This window comes from Bacteroides sp. CAG:189 (assembly GCF_000432295.1).
GTDB lineage: Bacteria > Bacteroidota > Bacteroidia > Bacteroidales > Bacteroidaceae > Bacteroides > Bacteroides salyersiae.
The window spans coordinates 1-2,185 of the sequence record NZ_HF991118.1 but is presented as its reverse complement, the minus strand read 5'-3'; the positions used below and the strand labels follow the sequence as shown (position 1 = coordinate 2,185).

3 protein-coding genes are annotated in these 2,185 nt (G+C 40.7%); all 3 read right to left on the bottom strand.

Annotated features, from left to right (window positions below; translation table 11 throughout):
- Nucleotides 1–410 precede the first annotated feature (410 nt).
- The 3 genes from QVP90_RS16290 to QVP90_RS16280 are packed head-to-tail and all read right to left on the bottom strand — an operon-like array spanning nucleotide 411 to nucleotide 2,183.
- Nucleotides 411–998, bottom strand: coding sequence for a YIP1 family protein (locus tag QVP90_RS16290; RefSeq protein WP_007480698.1), 588 nt, complete (start codon nucleotides 996–998; stop codon nucleotides 411–413).
- Nucleotides 995–1,279, bottom strand: a complete 285-nt coding sequence (locus QVP90_RS16285) for a DUF2089 family protein (RefSeq protein WP_021937020.1) — start codon at nucleotides 1,277–1,279, stop codon at nucleotides 995–997. Before QVP90_RS16285 ends, QVP90_RS16290 begins: the two co-directional genes overlap by 4 nt.
- Nucleotide 1,280: 1 nt before the next feature.
- Entirely contained in the window at nucleotides 1,281–2,183 is a 903-nt protein-coding gene (locus QVP90_RS16280) for an alpha/beta hydrolase (protein WP_288204858.1), read from the bottom strand.
- Nucleotides 2,184–2,185: the final 2 nt, after the last annotated feature.

Below are 2,185 nucleotides of genomic sequence, written 5' to 3'. Positions count from 1 at the left end.
CCACCAGCCTGCTCCCTATCGAATATTGTTATCTGGCAGAGAAATCCCTGCAACCGATATTCTTCGAACGGTATACCGAAAAGAAGCTACGGATATATCTGTAATCGATATTGGAAACTGTGTGCTCCGTGCAGCTAAAGATACATTCCAATCTATCCGGATAACATATCAGTAATAATTGAAGGTTACTTATACCAAACAGATGTCAAGGAGCTAGCAAAGAAGCGCTAAAGCACTGATAATCAATCAAAATAAAACTATAGACTCCTACATAATAAAAGTGTATATTTTTATGTATCAAGAATATACACTTTTATTATGTAGGAGTCTATAGTTATCAATCAAGTTCTGATAATTGAATATTTCTTCCTTACCTGATTCGTTATTACGAATTGATTATCATATAAAAGTCAATAAAACAACCCAATCAACAGGCGGCATATGAAATCTCCTCCAATGATTCCGACAAGAGCAATAATCCAAAGCCGGGACTGTTTCAAATTACAGGATACTTTGAGGGCCTGAAACATCCAGATAAGAGAAAATATTATAAACGGAAGACCGAGTAATGACAAGAAGATAGCCCAATGCAGATTAGGAATAGCCAGTATCTCAGTAGGTGCCATTGTAGAATCTACTTGTGCGATCGCTTGCATAGGGGGTAATAAATAGATCAGATTCATTACGATCATCGGTAATTGAGCGAACAGGACAGTTCCGTAAACATCTACCATACGGATTTTGGAATGGGAAAATATCTTTCCACCTATATAAAACAGGGTTGCCGGAACTAACCACACCATCAGATGCTCTGCCCAATAACACCACCAAGCGGGATTGGGAGCAGGTCCGAAGTGTAATAATCCATGATAATGATAACCGGATAACCAGCTCAGCAAGGTGGAAACAACCAAACCTAATGCTCCCCATAGTAATGCCTGTGTCCCTGCAATCCGAATAAACGGATTTACCACTCTTTCAATCTTCTGATTTTTCATTTTTCTTCCATTTTAATAAGTTTCTCAATCAAATCATCTAAAACATTCCGAACGGTAGGATAGCTTATTCCCATACTTTTCGCCATGTCTTTTAAGCTACCGCTCGACTTTACAAAAGCAAGAATAAACTGCTGTTCTTTCTCTGACAAACGGGCCAACAAAGGCAATTCAAAATCACCGCAAACTTCGGTACCGCATTCTCCGCAAAACATACGCCCTACTCTCAATGGAGATTCACATGCAGGACATTGCAGTGGCAAACGTTTTTTCAATTCATTCATATCATCTATGCTTATTTATAAAAGTGCTCAACGAAAAGATCAAGGTAGTATTCACCGGTAGAGAGGAATCGGAATAAGCGACTGACTGCTTCTGCGGATCCATCGTATCACAATCTTTCAGAACATGATTCATGGAGTCGATGAAGAGCAATCCGGCAGCAGGTTTAGCTTTCTTCAACAATTCGGCATCTTGTGTGCTAATTTGAATATCACGTTTACCTTGAACTATTAATACCGGTATTTTCAGAGTCGCAATGACCTCTTGAGGATCATACTTATACCATGAGATCAGATAGGGTTGAACCGAAGAACGGTATAAGGACTGCAAGTACATAGGAACCTGTTCTACCTGTTCCCCTTTTTTAAGAGATTCGTTAATGGCAGACACCTCTCTCCGGATCATTTCCGGCTGTGCGGATACTTGTTCTTCTATAATTTCATATGCCGGACGGCCTGCTCCGGCCAATGAGACAAATGCTTTCACCTTTGGCTGATTCCGGCAAGCCAACATACCGATCAATGCCCCCTCACTATGCCCTATCACCGTGATACCGGTAAACCGTTTGTCGTTAGCTAAAAAATTCAACCAGCCTTTCACGTCATTTACATAATCTTCAAAACGCAGTAGGGATTCCTCTTTTCCGGCTGCTGCACTGGTTGCTATGCCCCGCTTATCAAAACGAAGTGAAGCAATGCCATTTTCAGCCAATCCTTCCGCTAAATACTTCAATGAATTATTCTTTCCGTGAAGAAGAGGAGAATTACCATCCATATCCGTCGGTCCGGATCCTGCAATAAGCAACACTATCGGACAGTTTCTTTCTGTACTGGGAAGAATCAATTTACCTTTGATCACCCCGTCTTCGGTATTCAAGGTCACCGATTCTACATTCAATGGCATCAATT

Coding starts and splice junctions, on each gene's coding strand:
- QVP90_RS16290 (WP_007480698.1), bottom strand. CDS start 998: ATGAAAAATCAGAAGATTGAAAGAGTGGTAAATCCGTTTATTCGGATT.
- QVP90_RS16285 (WP_021937020.1), bottom strand. CDS start 1,279: ATGAATGAATTGAAAAAACGTTTGCCACTGCAATGTCCTGCATGTGAA.